Source organism: Streptococcus sp. k-402 (genome assembly GCF_013277515.1).
In the GTDB taxonomy this organism is placed as follows: domain Bacteria; phylum Bacillota; class Bacilli; order Lactobacillales; family Streptococcaceae; genus Streptococcus.
This window is the reverse complement of record NZ_VMNB01000004.1, coordinates 1-19,924: the sequence shown is the minus strand read 5'-3', so window position 1 is coordinate 19,924 and position 19,924 is coordinate 1. Positions and strand designations below refer to the sequence as shown.

Genomic DNA, 19,924 nt, shown 5'->3' with positions numbered 1-19,924 from the left:
GTGCTTTGAGCAACCTGCGTCTAGCTTCCTAGTTTGCTCTTTGATTTTCATTGAGTATTAGTTGCCTTTAAAGGCATCCACCATTGTTTGAAATTCTTCATTTGAGAGAGTAATTCCCTTGCCCATTTTAGTATGGTCTGGGCTCCAAGCACGAATATCAAACTTTGCAGGGGCACCATTAAAGCTCACACGGTTGATTTCCTTGGTCCAACCTTTTTCGTTTTCAGAAAGAGTCAACAAGTGCTCTTCGATTTCAAATGTAAATTCTGCCATTTTCTTCTCCTTTTTTAACTTTCATCTGATTATTCGTAAAATCTTGTAGATTTTAGGAAAATTTTATATAATATTGATATAAAAGAAGGGAGGCCAATATGAAACATAAATTCCAGCAAGTTCTAGGTAAAATACATGACTTTTTAAATGGACATGAAGAACCAGATCAGACTGAAAGCAACTCCCTTACAGCCACTATTGAAGAGGCTATCCAGAAACAAACCGCTGTTCACCTTATCTTGTCAGAGACAAGTTTTACAGGTGACATCATCAAATACGATCAACAAGGCCAGCAAATTATAGTTAAAAATTTTGCCAAAAATGTAAGCCGTATTATCCGCATAAGCGATATTCAACGCCTTCGCTTTGTCCCTTCAACCGTCCAAACAGCCCAAAAAAATAGATTTAAGAAAGAGTGAGATGTAGTTACTTCATCCCACTCTTTTTTCTTAGCGAACTTGTTCAAAATGTAAATGAACAGAGATATGGTCTCCATAACCACTTCTTTCCAAGTCACGTTGCAGACGATAGGAAATGTAGTGTTCTGCAATGGTAATGTAACCTGCACCCAATAAACGATGTTCAACCATAGACTGAATCATGCTGATAGTAGCACGTTCCACCTTGGCTTCTTCCAAATCCAAAACCACTTTCTTAGTGACTTGTGCAAGGTTTTGACGCAAATCATCTGTCAATACATAGACAGTCTGGGCTGCCTTTAAGATAGCTTGGTAAATCTTATCTGGATTAAATTCAGCAATTTCTCCATCACGTTTGATTACTTGCATAGGTTTCTCCTTTATTCTTTGTTTTCTTTGATTTCTGCCAGCATTTTTTCTTCTTCTGCTGTCAGTTGATAATGTTCAAGCAAATCCGGTCTGCGCTCGTAGGTTTTCTTTAAACTCTCATACAGACGCCACTGACGAATCTTCTCATGGTGCCCGCTCATCAGTACATCTGGCACGACCATCCCTCGATAATCATAGGGACGTGTGTACTGAGGGTATTCAAGAAGGCCTGAAGAAAAACTATCATCTTGGTGGCTAGACTCCTTGCCAATCACTTCTGGAATCAGGCGTACCGTAGCATCAATCATGGTCATAGCTGCCAACTCTCCACCAGTCAAGACATAGTCCCCCAGGGAAATCTCATCCGTCACCAAGGTCTTAATGCGCTCGTCATACCCCTCGTAGTGACCACAGATAAAGATCAGTTCATCTTCTTTGGCCAAATCCTCAGCATAAGCCTGATCAAACTGCTTTCCAGCAGGATCGAGGAGAATCACGCGCGGATTTTTCTTTTCAATAGCATCAAAGGCATCGAAAATGGGTTGAGCTCGGAGCAACATCCCCTGACCGCCTCCGTAGGGCTCATCATCTACATGGCGGGCCTTTTCAGCATATTCTCGAAAATTATGATACTGGATATCCAAAAGCCCTTTTTCTCGAGCCTTTCCAACGATTGAGTGCTCTAGCGGAGAAAACATCTCTGGAAAGAGGGTTAAAATATCAATCTTCATCATCTAACCCTTCTAAAATTTCCACATCGACACGGTTATTCGGAATATCAACATTGAGAACCACTGGTGGAATATAAGGCAAGAGCAAGTCACGTTTGCCTTTTCGCTTGACCACCCAGACATCGTTAGCACCTGGTTGCAGGATTTCCTTGATGGTTCCAATCAAGTTATCACCCTCATAGACTTCCAAACCGATAATCTCGTGATAGTAGAATTCACCATCGTCTAGGTCATTCAAATCTTCCTCAGCAACCTTGAGACTGTATCCCTTATACTTTTCGATAGCGTTGATATGGTACATATCTTTGAATTTAATAATGTCAAAGTTCTTCTGTTTACGGTGGCTAGCGATGGTCACTGTTTGGATAAACTGATCTTTTTCATCAAACAAGGCCAGCTCAGCTCCTTTTTTAAACCGTTCTTCTGCAAAATCCGTCACAGACAAGACTCGCATCTCACCCTGCAACCCCTGCGTATTGACGATTTTCCCAACATTAAAGTAGTTCATCTTGTCTCCCGTAGTCTATTTCTATCCTTTATTTTATCACGTTCCAAAGATTTTCTCAAGTTGGAGGAAGAGGACATCAATTCTCCTTCACCTTCAAAAATTCTTCCAAATCACGTTCATGTTGGTACTTAATGGCTGCAGTCTTGTCTTTCTCAAAGATAGTCTTGGTAAGGTCAATATGGTTGATGGCAGCGATTGCGACAGTGTAGTGAATAATATCAGCCAGTTCTTTTGCTAGTTCCTCGTTCGAATCCTGAACGCCCTCTTTTCTACCAGAACGACCATTCAAAACCTCAGCTACTTCTCCGACTTCCTCCACTAGCTTGATAAAAAGACCTTCCTCAGTCCGAGACTGCTGGTAATGTTCCAGTAGATAGTCTTGTAATTGTCTAAACGTTAAATCCTTCATATCCTGCTCCACACAAAAAAAGCGAGACATCCGTCCCGCCCTTCTTATTTTTCGTCAATAACGATTCTTACTTTTTTGTCTTCAGTTGGGACAGAGTAGACAATCGTTCTTATCGCAGAAATAGTGCGACCCTTACGACCGATTACACGACCCACATCGCTTTGATCAAGATTCAAATGATATTCCAAAAATTCTGGTGTATCTTCAATCTTGATAGTTAAGGCATCTGGTTGTGAAATCAAGGGTTTCACAATCGCAATAATGAGATTTTCAATCGTATCCATCTGTCAACCTACTTTAAACTCATTTTGCGAATTTAGAATCGTGGAATTTTTTCAATACGCCTTCTTTTGAAAGGATGTTGCGAACTGTATCTGAAGGTTGAGCTCCATCAGCCAACCATGCAAGAACGCGGTCTTCTTTCAAAGTTACTTGGTTTTCAGCAACAAGTGGGTTGTAAGTTCCAACTGTTTCGATGAAACGTCCGTCACGTGGTGAACGTGAATCTGCTACGTTGATACGGTAGAAAGGTTTTTTCTTAGAACCCATACGAGTCAAACGGATTTTAACTGCCATTTTTAAAGTCTCTTTTCTTATTTTTTATTTCGGTGAAATAGCTGAGCTATTTAGCACATGTTCTATTATAGCAGATTTCTGACAGGTGTCAAGAAAAAAACTTGACAGACTATAAAATTTTTAAACCATTTATAAATTTGTTAGAAGTAGGAAATAAATGTTTGAAAGAGGCTATCAGTGAATACTATTTTAGAAAAATGTGATAAAGACCACCAAGTTAAGCCCTTCATCTCACCTGAACATGATTTGAATGCTTGGCTCCTAAATCTCAAGCGAAATATCAAGGATTTTAAGAAAGATATCTACTAATTTTAGTTTATAAAATATGAATCAATAGATTCTAAATAGGGGAATAATTTAGTTCTATAAAAATTAACTTCTACACCTACAACGCCTATTCTGACAGACTTTGTAACAGTCTAAGAAAAAAAGTAGATATTCATACAGTATCTAGATTTTTCAAAAATTCTTTATCATCAAATATTATTAACGAAACTATCCAAACCAAATCCGATGCATTGCTTCAAAGAATTCTTTAGTTGTTTGACTATCGAGGGCTTTTATTAAAAAATTTTTTCAAATAATTACCACCTTAACACATAAAATTCTTGCTTTCTAAATTTAAATGTGATATATTTATAACATAAAATTTAAGTGTTATATATTTATAACACAAAAAAGGAGTCTATCATGAAAAAAAGTCAAAAAATGCGTGGCCTCATTGCAATGATTGCCGTAGCTCTCTTTATTGATTTTATTGTTTTATTTGGTTCTAATCTTAGTTGGGGACCCAAGTTAGTTATTACTGGTATTTCAGTTCCAGGTCAAATTGTAGCTATTTGGAGCTGGCTACATAAGAATCAGAAAGGTAAGGGAAAGATTATTTTTGACTTGTCTGCTAAGCTTTACACGATACTTGTGTCGGCAGCAAGCATTTTTTATACAGTAGGAATTTGGGCTGCGACCCCAAGCGAAAGTTCTGGTATTAAAGAATGGATTTTGGGAATTAGCCTCGTTATTGAAGTGATTCTATTTGGTTTTTTCTGTTTGAAAAATGTCAAGGAAACTCCGGACGAACGCTTTTATGCTAATTTAGCCAAGACAGCTAGCTTGATGTTTGTTTTTATACTAGGCGCACTGATGATCCTAGCAGTTATCATTGGGTATATGGGGTCTCTCACTCTTTACATGGGACAGATATTTATTAGCATAGCTGCCTTGATTTGCATCTTTGCGGTTGTCTATTTTATCTTGGAACGGAAAGGATAAGCATGGCCAAAGAAAGCAAGATTATTACTAATCTCAAATCTGTTCGTGAGTCCACAGGCATGACCCAGCAGGAGTTAGCCGACCTCATCGGCATACGACGCGAGACAATTCTGCACTTGGAAAATAACCGTTACAATCCTTCGCTGGAAATGGCTCTTAAAATTGCTCAAGTTTTTAATCTGAAAGTAGAAGAGCTCTTTGAACTCAGACAGAAAGAGGAAGCATAATTCTTTTCGAGACCTAGTATTCAGTTCATTGATTCATTAGGAATTGAAGCCAAAAGAAAAAATCCTTTGAAAATGTGCTCTTTTAAAATATAGTAATTCTTTCGAATTAACCTTTACTAATTGTGATGCTTTACGAGCTTTCTTAAGATCTAGTTCCCTAAATACTTTGAGTACACTTATGGCATTGATGCTCCTAAGCAAGCGACTTTCTGGTTGGCTTCCTCTAAAACTACCTTGTCACTAACATTTGAAATCCCCTTCCTTTTAGGGTACAATGGTAGAAATGAATTTTTGAGAGGATTAGAATGAAAAAACTAGCAACCCTTTTTTTACTGTCTACTGTAGCTCTAGCTGGATGTAGCAACATCCAACGCAGTCTACGTGGTGATGACTATGTTGATTCCAGTCTTGCTGCTGAGGAAAGCTCCAAAGCAACAGCCCAATCTGCCAAGGACTTAAACGATGCTTTAACAAACGAAAACGCCAATTTCCCACAACTTTCTAAGGAAGTTGCCGAAGATGAAGCCAAGGTGATTCTCCACACAAACCAAGGTGATATTCGCATTAAACTCTTCCCTAAACTCGCTCCTCTAGCAGTTGAAAACTTCCTCACTCACGCCAAAGAAGGCTACTATAACGGTATTACCTTCCACCGTGTCATCGATGGCTTCATGGTTCAAACTGGGGATCCAAAAGGAGACGGTACAGGTGGTCAGTCCATCTGGCATGACAAGGATAAGACTAAAGACAAGGGAACTGGTTTCAAAAACGAGATTACTCCTTATCTCTATAACATCCGTGGTGCTCTTTCTATGGCTAATACTGGTCAACCAAACACCAATGGTAGCCAGTTCTTCATCAACCAAAACCCTACAGATACCTCTGCTAAACTCCCTACAAGCAAGTATCCAAAGAAAATCATCGAAGCCTACAAAGAGGGGGGAAACCCTAGTCTAGATGGCAAACACCCCGTATTTGGTCAAGTGATTGACGGTATGGATGTTGTAGATAAAATTGCCAAAGCCGAAAAAGATGAAAAAGACAAGCCAACTACTGCTATCACAATCGACAGCATCGAAGTGGTGAAAGACTACGATTTTAAATCATAAAAACCAAAAAAAATACAGTATCCACATTCGGTACTGTATTTCTTTTACTCTCATTCTTAAGTTAAATTATTAAAATCCCAGATTTGGTCCATCCAGTCTTCATAGAAGTCTGGTTCGTGACAGACCATAAGAATAGATCCCTTGTATTCTTTAAGAGCGCGTTTGAGTTCATCCTTGGCATCCACATCCAAGTGGTTGGTCGGCTCGTCCAGCACTAAAACGTTGTTTTCACGATTCATCAAGAGACAGAAACGCACCTTGGCTTGTTCCCCACCTGACAAAACCTGAATTTGACTTTCGATATGCTTGGTTGTCAAACCACAACGGGCAAGGGCTGCACGGACTTCTGCTTGGTTAAGAGCTGGAAAGGCATTCCAAACAGCCTCTAGTGGTGTTTGGCGATTACCGCCTTCTACTTCCTGTTCAAAGTAACCGAGTTCTAGATAATCTCCACGTTCCACTTCCCCAGCTATTGGCGGGATAATTCCCAAGAGAGACTTCAAGAGAGTTGTTTTCCCGATACCATTTGCCCCGATAATGGCAACCTTTTGATTGCGTTCAAAGGTAAGATTTAAAGGCTTGGTCAGAGGACGATCATAACCAATTTGCAGATCCTTGGCTTGGAAAATAAAGCGCCCTGGCGTACGAGCTGGTTTGAAATCAAAGGATGGTTTTGGTTTCTCACTTTGCAGTTCGATAATATCCATCTTATCCAATTTCTTCTGGCGGGACATAGCCATGTTTCGTGTTGCAACACGCGCTTTGTTTCGAGCGACGAAGTCCTTGAGGTCCGCAATTTCTTTTTGCTGACGTTCGTAGGCAGCCTCTAGCTGAGATTTCTTCATGGCATAGACTTCTTGGAACTGGTAGTAGTCACCAGAGTATCGCGTCAGCTGTTGATTCTCCACATGATAGACGATATTGATAACATCATTGAGGAATGGAATATCGTGTGAAATAAGGACAAAGGCATTCTCATAGTTTTGGAGATAGCGCTTAAGCCAGTCAATATGCTCAGCATCCAAGTAGTTGGTCGGCTCGTCCAACAGCAAGATATCGGGCTTTTCAAGGAGGAGTTTAGCCAAAAGTACCTTGGTTCTTTGTCCACCTGACAAAGAGGTTACATCTGTATCCATGCCAAAGTCCATGACACCAAGGGCACGCGCTACTTCATCAATCTTAGCATCCAAGGTATAGAAATCACGACTCTCCAGACGGTCTTGAAGTTCACCCACTTCTTCCATGAGAGCATCAACATCCACACCGTCTTCAGCCATTTCCATATAAAGGTCATTGATACGAGCTTCTGCTTTAAAAAGCTCATCAAAAGCTGTACGGAGAACATCACGTACCGACTGGCCTTCAGCAAGGACAGAGTGCTGATCCAAGTAACCAGCGGTCACATATTTGGACCACTCTACCTTTCCTTCATCTGGCAGCATTTTACCAGTCACGATACTCATAAAGGTTGATTTTCCTTCACCATTGGCACCGACCAGACCGATATGTTCCCCCTTTAGGAGACGGAAGGACACATCTTCAAAAATTGCACGGTCACCAAAACCGTGACTCAGATTTTTAACTTCTAAAATACTCATTTTAATTCCTTATCTTGTTTTTATACTCTTCGAAAATCAAATTCAAACCACGTCAGCTTCACCTTGCCGTACTCAAGTACAGCCTGCGGCTAGCTTCCTAGTTTGCTCTTTGATTTTCATTGAGTATTATGTAATCGTTTATAGAGGAGCCAAGCCAGATAGCCACCCAAGATATTGGTCCACAAATCATCAATCTCAAAGACGCGATTAAAATCAAAGAAAAAATCCAAGACTAACTGCGTACACTCAATTCCAAGACTTAAGAGAAAACTGAAAAAGAGCACTTTTCTTGTTTTCCGCAAGTTTGGAAGGAGATAAAGGAGTTGGAACATCAGAGGAAAAAGTAAGAAGACATTGAGGATATTCTGTAGAAAAATCCAACATAATTGTCCAATGTCAGTTACTTGGCCCAGTTTCCAGAAAGAATTGAAAGGAGTCAAAAGAAAAACCAGGCGTCCAAGATGCTGAATACCTGGAGTTTCCACCCCCACGGGAGATTGTTCTTGAGGAGTAAAGCAAAAATAGACAATGCAAATGCTATAGAAAATGACTCCCCAGACCAAAACATGATTATAACTCTTCTTCATCATTAAGGATTGACTGCTGCAACTGCTTTCTGGCGGTCACGTTTCATTGTGTTAGAGCGCAATTGTCCACAAGCTGCATCAATATCTGTACCATGCTCTTGACGAACAACACAGTTAACCCCTTTTTTCTTAAGCGTATCATAGAAAGCCATAACGCGCTCTTTAGGACTACGGCTATATTGGTCATGCTCACTAACTGGGTTATAAGGAATCAAGTTTACATAAGACAATTTCTTGATATTCTTGAGCAATTCAGCCAATTCCAAGGCTTGTTCTACACCGTCGTTGACTTCATTGAGCATGATGTATTCAAAGGTCACACGACGATTGGTTGTTTCGATATAGTACTCAATAGCAGCAAAGAGTTTTTCAATCGGAAAAGCACGGTTAATCTTCATGATGCTTGAGCGAAGTTCATTATTAGGTGCGTGAAGTGACACGGCAAGATTGACCTGAACACCTTCATTAGCAAAATCACGAATTTTATGGGCCAAACCTGAAGTTGAAACTGTAATATGACGAGCACCGATGGCCATTCCCTTGTCATCATTGATAGTACGAACGAAATTTAAGACATTGTTGTAGTTATCAAATGGTTCACCAATTCCCATGACAACAATATGGCTAACGCGTTCATCCTGACCACGCTCATCAAAGTATTTCTGAACCAGCATGATTTGCGCTACAATTTCCCCATTATTGAGGTCGCGTTGCTTCTTAATCAAACCAGAGGCACAGAAGGTACAACCGATATTACAGCCAACCTGAGTCGTCACACAGACAGATAAACCGTAGTGTTGACGCATGAGTACTGTCTCAATCAGCATTCCATCTGGCAATTCAAAAAGATATTTAACTGTCCCATCAGCAGACTCTTGAACGATACGTTGTTTCAAGGGATTGACCACAAACTGGTCATTAAGCTTAGCAATCAAATCCTTGGAAAGGTTGGTCATCTCTTCAAATGACTGGACACGTTTACGGTAAAGCCATTCCCAAATTTGATCTGCACGGAATTTCTTTTCTCCCTGCTCCAAAACCCATTCCTGCATGGTTTGACGTGTTAAACTATAAATTGACGGTTTCATTTCTTCTCCTTATTCTCTACTCACTTCTGACGAATGACAAAATGACGTTGTCCCTTGTCCTCTTTCTGAGAATACTGGTCTTTCTGACGACGTCTATTTTTCTTATCTGCATTCGGTTTTCGTTTGGTTTGAGTAGGTTTCTTTCCTTTTTTCGAAGGTGTTTCTTCTTCCTTCTTACGCATTTTCTTGTCAAATGATGCTCGCTTAGGAGCTTCATTTTCTAAGACAAAATAGGCACAACCATAACTACAATACTCTAAAAGGTAGTCTTGTAAACGACTGATTTTTTCAAGTTTTTCTTCTGTTCGATCATCCTTATAAAAACCTCGTAGACGAAGCTGTTCGTTGCTCCAGTCTCCCACGATATAATCAAACTTGGTTAAGACTTCTGAAAAACGCTGATTAAAAGCCGTCACATCGAAGGCATCCTTGATGTTTTCCACCAAGGAAAAAGCTATCCCTTCCGTTTCAACCTTGTCCCCGTGTAAATGAAACTCAGGACCAGGAAACTTGTTATAGTTGTATAATTCAGGTGCAATTTCTTTTCGCATAGATATCCTTTTTTCACGATTACTTAATACTTTATTCTACCATAATTTCTAGCAGTTAGCACGTTTCTCATAAAAATGAAAAAAGTCTGACGATTTTGTCAGACCAAAATAATATAACCTTAAAAAGAGAAGAACAATTCTTCCCTCCAACTATCATTATTTAGCAGCTGCGTACAATTCATCTACTTTGTTCCAGTTGATCACTGAGAAGAAAGCTTTGATGTAGTCAGGACGCACGTTGCGGTATTTCACATAGTAAGCATGTTCCCAAACGTCCAAGCCCAAGATTGGTTTTTTACCTTCTGAGATTGGTGTGTCTTGGTTTGCTGTTGAAGTCACTTCAAGTTTCCCTTCTTTGTTGACAACCAACCATGCCCAGCCAGAACCAAAACGAGTTGTTGCTACTGCAGTGAAGGCTGCTTGGAATTCTTCAAATGAACCAAATGTTGCATCGATTGCTGCTGCAAGTTCTGCTGATGGAGCTGTTTTCTCAGGCGTCATCAATTCCCAGAAAAGAGCGTGGTTCAAGTGTCCGCCACCGTTGTTGATAAGCGCTTGACGGATATCAGCTGGGATAGATTCTACATCAGCAAGCAAGGCTTCAAGATCTTCACCGATTTCAGGGTGTTTTTCAAGAGCTGCATTGGCATTGTTGACATAAGTTTGATGGTGTTTGTCATGGTGCAAGTGCATTGTTTCCGCATCGATGTATGGTTCCAAAGCGTCATATGCATATGGAAGTTCTGGTAAGATAATAGCCATCTGTAATACCTCTTTTTCTTTCTATATGAAAATGATAACGCAAACATCCACTTTTTTCAAGTTTTTTGCTTATAGATGAGGAAATCACTGAGATACTTTCTAATCATACTCTTCGAAAATCTCTTCAAACCGCGTCAACGTCGCCTTGCCGTACGTATGGTTACTGACTTCGTCAGTTCTATCCACAACCTCAAAACAGTATTTTGAGCTGACTTCGTCAGTTCTATCCACAACCTCAAAACAGTATTTTGAGCTGACTTCGTCAGTTCTATTCACAGCCTCAAAACAGTGTTTTGAGCTGACTTCGTCAGTTCTATCTATAACCTCAAAGCAGTGCTTTGAGCAGCCTGCAGCTAGTTTCCTAGTTTGCTCTTTGATTTTCATTGAGTATAAAATAAGCAAATCAGTAAGAAACCCACGACAAGATAATCCTGACGCGGGTTGTAGTTTCAAAAAATATCAATTTACCTGACTAGCAATCTGTAAGAGTGCCTTTTCAAAAAGGAAACCTTTTTCATAAAGACCTGTCTTAATCTGATAGTCTGTCTCAATCAAATAAGAAATAGCTTGCTTCAAAAAGCTCAAGGAAAGTCCTCGTGAATCCCTCAACGCAAACTTGATTTGATAGGGATTGGGATTGCGTCCGAGAAAACTTCCTAGACTACTTGCAATCTGAGATTCTGTTTGCCCAGACTCTGACAAAATTTTCACCTGAGTAAAAGTCCGAAATTGTCCTAGCATGACTGCAATCAACTTGATTTCATCTTCCCCTTGCAAGGTCAAGTCTCTCACCAAATCGCGCGCCTGATCCATCTTTTTAGTCAGAATAAACTGAGTTAAATCAAAAATATTGTCCTGTAAGGTCTTGGGAATAGCGTTGACAATATCCTCTTCCTCGATAACAGAGTCTTCCTTATAGGACTGTAAAAAGAGGAGATTTTTCTGGATTTCGCTAAATTGAAACCCCGACTTGATGAGGAGATTTTCAAAAGAATGATTGGTAAACTGCAGACCTTCTTTCTGACTCCACTTTTGGAAATACTGGCGCAATTCTTGTTCTTTGGCTTCTACTGCATCAAAAACCTTGGCATCACGCTTAAGTAATTTGACCAACCGTCTCTTGCTATCCAGTTTTCCTTCCGCAAAGATCAACAACTTGGTTGTTGGCGAAGGGTTATCAAGGTATTCCTCAAACGATTTGAGTTCATCATCTGTTAAAAAGCGTTTCTTGGCTGTTGTGATATCGACAAAATGGTTTAATATCACGATTTTCTCATCCGCAAAGAAAGGAAGGCTGACCAACTCCAGTTCCACATCCTTGTAAACCACTTCTTTCATATCAAAGTAGGCAAAGTTGAGGTCTGCAGAATCATACCCAATCTGTTTCAACACCTGACTCTTCATCACTTCAAACTGGCCCTGATCTGTCCCTGTAAACAGGCTCAGGCTCGGTAAATTTGATAAAGTCAACTTCTGACTTTCTTCAATGGCTAGCATCGTCTCTCCTTTCTTCTGATTTTTTAGTTCATTTAATCGATATAGCGCAATTTCCCACGGAAATCTTCTAAGCTCTCGTACCCTTTTTCCACCATGATTCCTTTCAGTTCATTGGTAATACGTTCGAAAGCACCGACGCCTTCTTTGTGAAGGGTAGTTCCCACCTGTACCATACTGGCACCACAGAGGATGTGTTCAAAGGCATCACGACCAGTCAGAACTCCTCCTGTTCCGATGATTTGGATTTGAGGGTTTAAGCGTTGATAAAAGGCGTGAACATTGGCTAGAGCAGTTGGTTTAATATATTCCCCACCAATGCCCCCAAAACCATTTTTAGGACGAATAACGACAGATTCGTCTTCTATATAGAGGCCGTTTCCGATAGAGTTAACGCAGTTGACAAACTTAAGAGGATACTTATTGAAAATAGCTGCCGCTTGGTCAAAGTGAACAATATCAAAATATGGTGGCAATTTAATTCCAAGAGGTTTGGTGAAGTAGGCAAACACCTCTGCCAAAATCCGGTCTGTTGTCTCAAAATCATAGGCAATCTGAGGTTTACCTGGAACATTTGGGCAGGAGAGGTTTAGCTCAGTCAGACCACGAAAATCACTCTCTTGGACTTTTTTCAAGATAGTATGGGTTTCCTCTGGAGACATGCCAACTAGAGATAAGAAGAAAGTCCGGTTTGGCTCTTTTTCCTGTAAATCCAAAAGATAGTCCAAATAGTAGTCTAAACCATTATTCGGTAATCCCATAGAGTTGATAGAACCAAGTGGGACATCTTGATAGCGTGGCTCAGGATTTCCCTGACGAAATTCCAAGGTCGCTGTCTTAGTGACAAAGGTTCCCGCTGCTGAGTTTTTAACCCCTTCTAGCTCCTCTATCGTCATACAAGCCACACCTGCCGCATTCATCAAGCAGTTGTCAAACTCAAAACCAGCAATTTGCGTTTTCGTTGATACCATGATTCTGATCCTCCAGATTCCTTTTATTGCTAATATTATACCATAGTTTCAGATTTTCTCTTTGAGAAAGATATTTACAAGAAAAAGGTTCGTTTTTTTATCTATTTTCAAAAAATCCCAAAAACTGAATTGATAGAATTTTTAGAAAATTTTTGTTTTTCTCTTTACAGTTAAAAAAAATTCTGCTATAATGACACACATAATTAAATTAGAATTTAAGGAGAACGATATGACATCTGCTAAAGAATATATCCAAAGCGTGTTTGAAACTGTAAAAGCTCGTAACGGGCACGAGGCTGAATTCCTCCAAGCTGTTGAAGAATTTTTCAACACTTTGGAACCTGTATTTGAAAAACACCCTGAGTATATCGAAGAAAATATCTTGGCACGTATTACTGAACCAGAACGCGTGATTTCTTTCCGTGTTCCTTGGGTTGACCGTGATGGAAAAGTTCAAGTAAACCGTGGTTACCGTGTTCAATTCAACTCAGCTGTTGGGCCATACAAAGGCGGACTTCGTTTCCACCCAACTGTTAACCAAGGGATTTTGAAATTCCTCGGATTTGAACAAATCTTCAAAAACGTCTTGACTGGACTTCCTATCGGTGGAGGTAAAGGTGGATCAGACTTCGATCCTAAAGGTAAAACAGATGCTGAAGTGATGCGCTTCTGCCAAAGCTTCATGACTGAATTGCAAAAACACATCGGACCATCACTTGACGTACCTGCTGGTGATATCGGTGTTGGTGGACGTGAGATTGGTTACCTTTACGGCCAATACAAACGTCTTAACCAATTTGATGCTGGTGTCTTGACTGGTAAACCTCTTGGATTTGGTGGTAGCTTGATTCGTCCAGAAGCAACTGGTTACGGTTTGGTTTACTACACTGAAGAAATGCTTAAAGCTAACGGTAACAGCTTTGCTGGTAAGAAAGTCGTTATTTCAGGTTCAGGTAACGTAGCCCAATACGCTCTTCAAAAAGCGACTGAACTCGGTGCTACTGTCATCTCTGTATCTGACTCAAATGGTTATGTCATCGATGAAAATGGTATCGACTTCGATCTATTGGTTGATGTTAAAGAAAAACGTCGCGCTCGTTTGACTGAGTATGCTGCTGAAAAAGCAACTGCAACCTACCACGAAGGTTCTGTATGGACTTACGCTGGAAACTATGACATTGCGCTTCCATGTGCTACTCAAAACGAAATCAACGGTGAAGCCGCTAAACGTTTGGTTGCTCAAGGAGTTATCTGTGTATCTGAAGGTGCCAACATGCCAAGCGACCTTGATGCCATCAAAATCTACAAAGAAAATGGTATCTTCTACGGACCTGCAAAAGCTGCCAACGCTGGTGGTGTAGCCGTTTCAGCCCTTGAAATGAGCCAAAACAGTCTTCGTCTCTCATGGACTCGTGAAGAAGTTGATGGACGTCTCAAAGACATCATGACAAACATCTTCAACACAGCTAAAACAACTTCAGAAACATATGGTCTTGAGAAAGACTACCTTGCAGGAGCTAACATCGCTGCCTTTGAAAATGTAGCAAACGCTATGATTGCACAAGGTATTGTTTAATATTCATTTGCTTAATCCTCAATCGCTTCGATTGGGGATTTTTAGTTGAGTTAGACAGTTGGAAAATTCTAATTAAATTAAAACCAAACAAATTGATTTCGGAATTCAAACCAATTTCTAACAATATTTTATAAAATTCGGTGGACTATTCTAAATTCAATCTATTTTATACTTTTCTAAAATCTCTTCAAACCACGTCAGCGTCGCCTTACCGTAGATATGGTCACTGACTTCGTCAGTCTTATCTACAACCTCAAAACAGTGTTTTGAGCAACCTGTGGCTAGCTTCCTAGTTTGTTCTTTGATTTTCATTGGGTATTACTTACTCTCCAACTTTTTTATACAAAAAGAAAAACCGCTAGCCCTAAGAATAGCGGTTTAGTCATGTTTTTAAGCTACTAATGTAGTTGCTCTATTATTTAAGAGTAACTGAAGCTCCAGCTTCTTCCAATTTAGCTTTGATTTCTTCAGCTTCTGCAGTTGCAACGCCTTCTTTAACAAGTGCTGGTGCACCGTCAACAAGTTCTTTAGCTTCTTTAAGACCAAGACCTGTGATTTCACGTACAACTTTGATAACGCCAACTTTTTTGTCGCCTGCAGATGTCAATTCAACGTCGAATGAATCTTTAGCAGCACCAGCGTCAGCAGCACCAGCTGCAGCAACAGCTACAGGAGCAGCTGCAGTTACACCAAATTCTTCTTCGATAGCTTTTACAAGGTCGTTCAATTCAAGGATTGAAGCTTCTTTAATTTCAGCAATAATGTTTTCAATGTTCAATGCCATTGTTATTTCCTCCAAATATGTTTTAAATTTATAATAGATTTTCGTAGCTAGGCTACGCTGCGTAGCTTAAGATTAAGCTGCGTCTTCTTTGTTGTCTGCAACCGCTTTGACTGCAAGAGCAACGTTGCGCACTGGCGCTTGAAGTACAGAAAGGAGCATAGAAAGAAGTCCTTCGCGGTTTGGAAGAGTTGCAAGAGCAAGAATCTCTTCTTTAGATGCGACAGCGCCTTCGATTGCACCACCTTTGATTTCAAGTGCTTCAGCGTTTTTAGAAAAGTCGTTCAAGATTTTCGCTGGTGCGATAACATCTTCGTTAGAAAATGCTACTGCAGATGGTCCAACAAATACAGATGCAAGATCTTCAAGACCAGCTTTTTCAGCTGCACGACGCAAGATTGAGTTTTTAATCACTTTATACTCAACTTCGCTTCCACGAAGCTCACGACGAAGAACTGTATCTTGCTCAACTGTCAAACCACGAGCGTCTACAACGACGATAGATGCAGCAGCTTTCATTTTCTCAGCTACTACGTCAACTAGTTCCGCTTTTTTAGCAATAATTGCTTCACTCATTAGTGTGTTCACCTCCGTAATTATTTTGCTTGGGGAATTTTTCCAAAAGAAAAACGCGCCCAAACCTAGACACGAAAGTACAATACGCTTCTTTTTACATGATACGTTTTGTCCTCGGTAGGATACTTATGAGTCGAGCTCCCCTACTGTCTTAGGCAGTTTTTTCAAACCGTATATAAGTATAGCATAGTCAAAAAAAGAATGCAAGATTTTTGCAAACTTTTTTTAAATTTTTTCGTGACGTAACTTCTCAAAGTAACTTCCACCTCTCTCCCAAAACTGGAAGTTAGTCTCAGACGACGAATGATGCTTAAATTAAGTCTGAGACTTTTCGGACCTCATTTCTAACTCAAACATCTCACACTTAATTCCACCATAAAAATCCGTTTTAGACGAATTTCCACTTCGGCAAGTCAAGTGGAAGTTACTTTGAAAAGTTAGCAACCAGCAGAATTAGCGAGAAATCTTAGTTTTTTTCTAGTCAAGTTGGCCTCCTTTATGGTAAAATAGTAACGATAAGAAATGAAGGAGAATCAAAATGGAATCACATTTGGTTAGAATCATCAACCGCCTTGAAGCAATGGCAAACGATGGCGGAAATTTAAAACGTAATTTTGAACGCGAAGGAGTTGTTGTTGCAGAAGTTGCGTACAGCCACGACGAAGAAAACGGCTCAATCTTTACCCTTCGTGATGTAGAAGCTCGCGAAACATATACTTTTGACAGCATTGACTTAATTGCAATGGAGATTTACGAACTCCTCTACTAATCTAAAACAAGCTGGGATTGTCCCTGCATGTCTAGCCAAAATCCTTTTTGTCTCACAAATAGGATTTTTTTATAGTCCAAATTCACAAAGATCTTCATTGTAACAACTTCTCAAAGCTGCAATCTTTTTACTTGCTTTACACCCCAATCCTGTTATAATGAGAGTATAGAATTTGACTATTTTTGACCTTTGAACAGGTCAGGCTAAAGAAAGAAATGAGGTAGATGTATGCTTTGTCAAAACTGTAAAATCAACGACTCAACAATTCATCTTTACACCAATCTCAATGGAAAACAAAAACAAATTGACCTCTGTCAAAACTGCTACAAGATTATCAAAACAGATCCTAATAACAGTCTCTTTAAAGGAATGACAGATTTGAACAATCGTGATTTCGATCCTTTTGGTGATTTCTTCAATGATCTAAACAATTTCAGACCTTCTAGCAATACTCCTCCTATTCCCCCAACCCAATCAGGTGGAGGTTACGGTGGAAACGGCGGTTATGGTTCCCAAAATCGTGGATCTGCTCAAACTCCGCCCCCAAGCCAAGAAAAAGGCCTGCTAGAAGAATTTGGTATCAACGTAACTGAGATTGCCCGTCGTGGAGACATTGACCCCGTTATCGGGCGCGACGATGAGATTATCCGTGTCATCGAGATTCTCAATCGTAGAACCAAGAATAATCCTGTCCTTATCGGTGAACCAGGTGTCGGAAAAACGGCCGTTGTCGAAGGTCTAGCTCAGAAAATCGTTGATGGCGATGTTCCACATAAACTCCAAGGCAAACAAGTCATCCGCTTGGATGTGGTTAGCTTGGTTCAAGGAACAGGTATCCGAGGACAATTTGAAGAACGCATGCAAAAACTCATGGAAGAAATTCGCAAACGTGAGGATATTATCCTCTTTATCGATGAAATCCATGAAATTGTCGGTGCAGGTTCTGCGAGCGATGGTAATATGGATGCTGGAAATATCCTCAAGCCAGCCCTTGCTCGTGGAGAACTGCAACTGGTCGGTGCTACTACCCTCAATGAATACCGTATCATTGAAAAGGATGCTGCCTTAGAGCGCCGTATGCAACCTGTTAAGGTAGATGAACCAACAGTGGACGAAACAATCACTATCCTCAAAGGAATTCAAAAGAAATACGAAGACTACCACCACGTTCAATATACCGATGCTGCAATTGAAGCAGCTGCAACTCTTTCCAATCGCTATATCCAAGATCGCTTCTTACCTGACAAGGCCATTGACCTCCTAGATGAAGCTGGTTCTAAGATGAACTTGACCTTGAATTTTGTCGATCCTAAAGTGATTGATCAACGCTTGATTGAGGCTGAAAATCTCAAGTCTCAAGCTACACGAGAAGAAGATTTTGAAAAAGCCGCCTACTTCCGTGACCAGATTGCCAAGTATAAGGAAATGCAAAAGAAAAAGGTCACAGACCAAGATACTCCTATCATCAGTGAGAAAACCATTGAGCATATTATCGAGCAGAAAACCAATATCCCTGTTGGTGATTTAAAAGAGAAAGAACAATCTCAACTCATCCATCTAGCCGAAGATCTCAAGTCTCATGTTATTGGACAGGATGATGCTGTCGATAAGATTGCCAAGGCTATTCGCCGGAATCGTGTCGGTCTCGGTACCCCTAACCGCCCAATTGGAAGCTTCCTCTTTGTCGGACCAACTGGTGTCGGTAAGACAGAACTTTCCAAACAACTAGCTATCGAACTCTTTGGTTCTGCTGACAGCATGATTCGCTTTGACATGAGTGAATACATGGAAAAACATAGTGTGGCTAAGTTGGTCGGCGCTCCTCCAGGTTATGTTGGCTATGATGAGGCTGGTCAATTAACTGAAAAAGTTCGCCGCAATCCATATTCTCTCATCCTTCTCGATGAAGTGGAAAAAGCTCACCCAGATGTTATGCACATGTTCCTTCAAGTCTTGGACGATGGTCGTTTGACAGATGGGCAAGGACGCACCGTTAGCTTCAAGGATGCCATCATCATCATGACTTCAAATGCTGGGACTGGAAAAGCCGAAGCCAGCGTTGGATTTGGTGCTGCTAGAGAAGGACGTACCAATTCTGTTCTCGGTGAACTCGGTAACTTCTTTAGTCCAGAGTTTATGAATCGTTTTGATGGTATTATCGAATTTAAGGCTCTCAGCAAAGATAACCTCCTTCAGATTATCGAGCTCATGCTAGCAGATGTTAACAAGCGCCTCTCTAGCAATAACATTCATTTGGATGTAACTGACAAGGTCAAGGAAAAGTTGGTTGACCTCGGTTATGATCCAAAAATGGGAGCACGCCCACTTCGCCGCACTATTCAAGACTATATTGAGGACGCAATCACTGACTACTACCTTGAAAATCCAAGCGAAAAAGACCTCAAGGCAGTTATGACCAGCAAGGGCAAGATTCAAATTAAATCTGCCAAAAAAGCTGAAGTAAAGACTTCTGAAAAAGAAGTATAAATCCTATAGAAAAGGAGTAGAAAATGAAAATTTTCTGCTCTTTTTTACTAAAATAACTATAAGTTCTTGACAGCTTGCCCTTTGTCCATTATGATAATAATAACGATACTAGATAATGAGGAAAATGCAATGGCAAACCCAACTTTCGGAGAAAAAAAAGCGAATACAGACTATGTTTCACGTTACGGTGTATATGCAGTTATTCCAGACGCTGAACAAAAACAAATAGTTTTAGTTCAAGCTCCCAATGGTGCTTGGTTCTTACCAGGTGGAGAAATTGAAGCAGGTGAAAATCATCAGGAAGCCCTAAAGCGTGAATTGATTGAAGAGCTTGGTTTCACTGCTGAAATTGGTACCTATTATGGACAAGCTGACGAATATTTCTACTCTCGTCATCGTGACACCTACTACTACAATCCTGCCTACCTCTATGAAGCGACTTCTTTCAAAGAAGTTCAAAAACCACTAGAAGACTTTAATCATATTGCTTGGTTCCCTATTGATGAGGCTATTGAAAATCTCAAACGTGGTAGCCATAAATGGGCCATCCAATCTTGGAAAAAACAGCATAAGATTGGCTAATACTCTTCGAAAATCTCTTCAAACCGCGTCAACGTCGCCTTGCCGTACTCAAGTACAGCCTGCGGCTAGTTACCTAGTTTGCTCTTTGATTTTCATTGAGTATAAAATACTACGCAAAAACTCTCTGTCACGGACAAAGAGTCTTTTTATTTTTCTAGGAGTAAATCTTTCAAAGAAATCAGAGTTACAGCAAACAATATCATTGACATACC

General features: G+C 40.3%; 27 protein-coding genes and 1 other annotated feature. Of the genes, 9 read left to right on the top strand and 18 right to left on the bottom strand.

Annotated features, from left to right (window positions below):
* Positions 1-57: 57 nt before the first annotated feature.
* Positions 58-273, bottom strand: a complete 216-nt coding sequence (locus HT724_RS02815; protein ID WP_000807422.1) for a YdbC family protein — start codon at positions 271-273, stop codon at positions 58-60.
* Between the two features lie 98 nt (positions 274-371).
* Between HT724_RS02815 and HT724_RS02810 the strand changes: the two genes are divergently transcribed.
* On the top strand, positions 372-692 hold the full coding sequence (locus tag HT724_RS02810) for a hypothetical protein (RefSeq protein ID WP_173275091.1): 321 nt from the start codon (positions 372-374) through the stop codon (positions 690-692).
* A gap of 30 nt (positions 693-722) precedes the next feature.
* Here the strand turns inward: HT724_RS02810 and HT724_RS02805 are convergent, their stop codons facing one another.
* From HT724_RS02805 to rpsP, 6 genes are all read right to left on the bottom strand, one after another.
* Positions 723-1,061, bottom strand: a complete 339-nt coding sequence (locus HT724_RS02805; protein WP_173275088.1) for an ATP cone domain-containing protein — start codon at positions 1,059-1,061, stop codon at positions 723-725.
* Between the two features lie 11 nt (positions 1,062-1,072).
* Positions 1,073-1,792: a tRNA (guanosine(37)-N1)-methyltransferase TrmD gene (trmD, locus tag HT724_RS02800; protein ID WP_173275153.1), complete on the bottom strand. Its 720-nt coding sequence runs from the start codon at positions 1,790-1,792 to the stop codon at positions 1,073-1,075.
* On the bottom strand, positions 1,782-2,300 hold the full coding sequence (gene rimM / locus HT724_RS02795; protein WP_112443489.1) for a ribosome maturation factor RimM: 519 nt from the start codon (positions 2,298-2,300) through the stop codon (positions 1,782-1,784). The genes trmD and rimM overlap by 11 nt, the downstream gene beginning before the upstream one ends.
* A 76-nt stretch (positions 2,301-2,376) precedes the next feature.
* Positions 2,377-2,709, bottom strand: a complete 333-nt coding sequence (locus tag HT724_RS02790; protein WP_173229585.1) for a MazG nucleotide pyrophosphohydrolase domain-containing protein — start codon at positions 2,707-2,709, stop codon at positions 2,377-2,379.
* Between the two features lie 44 nt (positions 2,710-2,753).
* Positions 2,754-2,993: an RNA-binding protein KphA gene (gene kphA / locus HT724_RS02785; RefSeq protein ID WP_000379620.1), complete on the bottom strand. Its 240-nt coding sequence runs from the start codon at positions 2,991-2,993 to the stop codon at positions 2,754-2,756.
* A 19-nt stretch (positions 2,994-3,012) separates the two neighbouring features.
* Entirely contained in the window at positions 3,013-3,285 is a 273-nt protein-coding gene (gene rpsP, locus HT724_RS02780; protein ID WP_049511451.1) for a 30S ribosomal protein S16, read from the bottom strand.
* 177 nt (positions 3,286-3,462) lie between these two features.
* Between rpsP and HT724_RS10385 the strand changes: the two genes are divergently transcribed.
* From HT724_RS10385 to HT724_RS02765, 4 genes are all read left to right on the top strand, one after another.
* Positions 3,463-3,594, top strand: coding sequence for a hypothetical protein (locus tag HT724_RS10385; protein WP_275690531.1), 132 nt, complete (start codon positions 3,463-3,465; stop codon positions 3,592-3,594).
* Positions 3,595-3,975: 381 nt separating this feature from the next.
* Complete coding sequence (locus HT724_RS02775) at positions 3,976-4,554, top strand: DUF3796 domain-containing protein (RefSeq protein WP_173275087.1); 579 nt, start codon at positions 3,976-3,978, stop codon at positions 4,552-4,554.
* A gap of 2 nt (positions 4,555-4,556) precedes the next feature.
* Entirely contained in the window at positions 4,557-4,781 is a 225-nt protein-coding gene (locus HT724_RS02770) for a helix-turn-helix transcriptional regulator (RefSeq protein WP_173275085.1), read from the top strand.
* Positions 4,782-5,086: 305 nt separating this feature from the next.
* The gene (locus HT724_RS02765; protein WP_173275082.1) at positions 5,087-5,890 is read left to right on the top strand and encodes a peptidylprolyl isomerase; all 804 of its coding nucleotides are present in this window, start codon (positions 5,087-5,089) and stop codon (positions 5,888-5,890) included.
* Positions 5,891-5,946: 56 nt separating this feature from the next.
* Here HT724_RS02765 and HT724_RS02760 read toward each other — a convergent pair whose 3' ends face one another.
* The 8 genes from HT724_RS02760 to HT724_RS02725 form a co-directional block, all read right to left on the bottom strand.
* The gene (locus HT724_RS02760) at positions 5,947-7,488 is read right to left on the bottom strand and encodes an ABC-F family ATP-binding cassette domain-containing protein (protein ID WP_173275079.1); all 1,542 of its coding nucleotides are present in this window, start codon (positions 7,486-7,488) and stop codon (positions 5,947-5,949) included.
* A gap of 116 nt (positions 7,489-7,604) precedes the next feature.
* Positions 7,605-8,078 carry a VanZ family protein gene (locus tag HT724_RS02755; protein WP_173275076.1) on the bottom strand — a complete coding sequence of 158 codons (474 nt, stop codon included), beginning with the start codon at positions 8,076-8,078 and terminating at the stop codon, positions 7,605-7,607.
* On the bottom strand, positions 8,078-9,163 hold the full coding sequence (rlmN, locus tag HT724_RS02750; RefSeq protein WP_000804762.1) for a 23S rRNA (adenine(2503)-C(2))-methyltransferase RlmN: 1,086 nt from the start codon (positions 9,161-9,163) through the stop codon (positions 8,078-8,080). Before rlmN ends, HT724_RS02755 begins: the two co-directional genes overlap by 1 nt.
* A gap of 20 nt (positions 9,164-9,183) precedes the next feature.
* On the bottom strand, positions 9,184-9,714 hold the full coding sequence (locus HT724_RS02745; RefSeq protein ID WP_112443484.1) for a YutD family protein: 531 nt from the start codon (positions 9,712-9,714) through the stop codon (positions 9,184-9,186).
* A gap of 156 nt (positions 9,715-9,870) precedes the next feature.
* Positions 9,871-10,476: a superoxide dismutase SodA gene (gene sodA / locus HT724_RS02740; protein WP_173275073.1), complete on the bottom strand. Its 606-nt coding sequence runs from the start codon at positions 10,474-10,476 to the stop codon at positions 9,871-9,873.
* A gap of 99 nt (positions 10,477-10,575) precedes the next feature.
* Complete coding sequence (locus tag HT724_RS02735; RefSeq protein ID WP_173293547.1) at positions 10,576-10,752, bottom strand: hypothetical protein; 177 nt, start codon at positions 10,750-10,752, stop codon at positions 10,576-10,578.
* Positions 10,753-10,935: 183 nt separating this feature from the next.
* Positions 10,936-11,973, bottom strand: coding sequence for a DNA polymerase III subunit delta (gene holA / locus HT724_RS02730; RefSeq protein WP_173275070.1), 1,038 nt, complete (start codon positions 11,971-11,973; stop codon positions 10,936-10,938).
* A gap of 32 nt (positions 11,974-12,005) precedes the next feature.
* Entirely contained in the window at positions 12,006-12,941 is a 936-nt protein-coding gene (locus tag HT724_RS02725) for a dihydroorotate oxidase (protein ID WP_173275067.1), read from the bottom strand.
* Positions 12,942-13,170: 229 nt separating this feature from the next.
* Here HT724_RS02725 and gdhA point away from each other — a divergent pair, with 229 nt between their 5' ends.
* A complete protein-coding gene (gdhA, locus tag HT724_RS02720) occupies positions 13,171-14,517 on the top strand; it encodes an NADP-specific glutamate dehydrogenase (protein WP_173275064.1) in 1,347 nt (448 codons plus the stop codon).
* Positions 14,518-14,673: 156 nt separating this feature from the next.
* On the opposite strand, the gene HT724_RS02715 is transcribed toward gdhA, so the two are convergent.
* From HT724_RS02715 to rplJ, 3 genes are all read right to left on the bottom strand, one after another.
* Complete coding sequence (locus HT724_RS02715) at positions 14,674-14,829, bottom strand: hypothetical protein (RefSeq protein ID WP_173275062.1); 156 nt, start codon at positions 14,827-14,829, stop codon at positions 14,674-14,676.
* Between the two features lie 103 nt (positions 14,830-14,932).
* A complete protein-coding gene (rplL, locus tag HT724_RS02710; RefSeq protein WP_001196965.1) occupies positions 14,933-15,301 on the bottom strand; it encodes a 50S ribosomal protein L7/L12 in 369 nt (122 codons plus the stop codon).
* A gap of 72 nt (positions 15,302-15,373) precedes the next feature.
* Positions 15,374-15,874 carry a 50S ribosomal protein L10 gene (rplJ, locus tag HT724_RS02705; RefSeq protein WP_001287277.1) on the bottom strand — a complete coding sequence of 167 codons (501 nt, stop codon included), beginning with the start codon at positions 15,872-15,874 and terminating at the stop codon, positions 15,374-15,376.
* A 38-nt stretch (positions 15,875-15,912) separates the two neighbouring features.
* Positions 15,913-16,048 (bottom strand) — a sequence feature (ribosomal protein L10 leader region).
* Positions 16,049-16,412: 364 nt separating this feature from the next.
* Between rplJ and HT724_RS02700 the strand changes: the two genes are divergently transcribed.
* The 3 genes from HT724_RS02700 to HT724_RS02690 all read left to right on the top strand — a co-directional run bounded on the left by HT724_RS02700 (position 16,413) and on the right by HT724_RS02690 (position 19,712).
* Positions 16,413-16,643, top strand: coding sequence for a DUF1797 family protein (locus tag HT724_RS02700; protein WP_000443574.1), 231 nt, complete (start codon positions 16,413-16,415; stop codon positions 16,641-16,643).
* A 228-nt stretch (positions 16,644-16,871) separates the two neighbouring features.
* A complete protein-coding gene (locus HT724_RS02695) occupies positions 16,872-19,130 on the top strand; it encodes an ATP-dependent Clp protease ATP-binding subunit (RefSeq protein WP_173275059.1) in 2,259 nt (752 codons plus the stop codon).
* Between the two features lie 129 nt (positions 19,131-19,259).
* On the top strand, positions 19,260-19,712 hold the full coding sequence (locus HT724_RS02690) for an NUDIX hydrolase (RefSeq protein WP_173275056.1): 453 nt from the start codon (positions 19,260-19,262) through the stop codon (positions 19,710-19,712).
* Positions 19,713-19,924 lie beyond the last annotated feature (212 nt).